Annotated in this window: 1 protein-coding gene; it reads left to right on the forward strand. The window is 71.7% G+C overall.

Going from position 1 to position 1,549, the window contains the following annotated elements; genetic code table 11:
• Nucleotides 1-1,549 (forward strand): serine/threonine protein kinase (locus ACSFA3_RS22845; RefSeq protein WP_435507745.1); only part of this gene is annotated, 1,549 nt, incomplete at both ends.

Raw genomic sequence — 1,549 nt, forward strand, 5'->3', positions numbered from 1 at the left:
GATCACCGAGCCCTGGCTGCTCGGCATGCTGGGGCCACTGCTGGGTGCGCTCGAGACGCTGCACCGCAGCCAGTGCTTCCACCGTGACATCGCGCCCGACAACATCTTCATCCAGCAGGACGACCTGCCGGTGCTGCTCGACTTCGGTGCGGCGCGAAAATCGATTGCCGACCTCGTCGACGAAGTGGCGGTGATGGTGAAGTCGGGCTACTCGCCCATCGAGCAATACGCCGACGACAACACGCTGCTGCAGGGCGCGTGGACCGACATGTACGCGCTGGGCGCCGTGCTGTACCGCGCGGTCACGGGCCATCCGCCGCCCTCGGCCGTGGTGCGCAGCGTGCAGGACGCCTACGTGCCCCTGTCGTCGATGGGCCGCGACGACCTGAGCCCGAGCTTTTGCGCCGCGGTCGACCACACGCTGGCCGTGCACAGCAAAGACCGCACGCAGACCGTGGCTGCCTTCGCGACCGAGCTGGGGCTTGTGAAGCTCGGCGACATCTACGTGAGCGGCATGAGCGCGCCGACGGTGATCATTCCCGCGGCGCCCGTGTCGGCGACGCCGCCGCCTCCGCCGCTGGTGCCGCAGCAGTTCTCGCCGATGTCGGCGCCGGTGCCGCTGGAGCCGATGCCTGTGGCAGCGCCGGAGCAGCCGAGAGCAGCGCCTGCGCCCGCACCGCAGGACCGCAGCAAGGGGCAAGGCCACAAGGCCGCCGCACCAACCGCGCAGAAGAGCAAGCTCAAGCGTCCGCCGTGGGGCATGGTGGGCGCGCTGCTGATCGCACTCGTGGCCGTGGGTAGCTGGATCGGCCTGCGCCTGACCTCGGGCATGCAGCCGCAGGAAACCAAGACCGCAATGGTGCCGGTGCCGCCTCCGGCCGCGCCGATGTCGAGCAACACCGCACCGCCGGCGGCGATGCCACCGGCCACCACCACCGATGGCGTGCCGGCCGCGCCTGGAACGCCTGTGGCCGGCGGTAGTGCAGCAGCGCCGCTGCCCGCCGCACCGGCCAGTGCGCCCGCCGCTACGGCCACGGCGCCGCTGACACCGCTGGAGAACGTCCCGGTCGGCCCACCGGCCGCGCCGCCCGAATCCGCGCTCGCCACCGCCGAAGCCGAAGACTGGAACCTCGCGCAGACCGAGAACACGCGCGAAGGCTACGAGGCCTACCTGCGCCGCTACCGCCGCGGCGTGCATGCGCGCGAGGCGCGCAACGCAATCGCCGAAATCAACCGGCTCTCGCCGCCGTCAGTGCCTGTCGCGCCCGGCACGTTGCCGCCGGGCACCACGACGACGACCGTGGCGGGTGCAACACCCGCCGGGACGCCGGGCGCACCTGCAGCCGCTCCTGCCACACCTGCGGCGCCACCCGGCATGGGCCGCGTGGTGTTCAACGTCCGCCCCTGGGGGCAGGTGTTCGTCGACGGCGCGGACCGCGGCGTGAGCCCACCGCTCAAGTCGCTGTCGCTGCGCCCGGGCATCTACAACATCGAAGTGCGCAATGGCGATCTTGAGGTGTTCCGGCAGCGGGTGACGGTGCAGGACAGC

The organism is Variovorax glucosi (assembly GCF_051216695.1).
In the GTDB taxonomy this organism is placed as follows: Bacteria; Pseudomonadota; Gammaproteobacteria; order Burkholderiales; family Burkholderiaceae_C; genus Variovorax.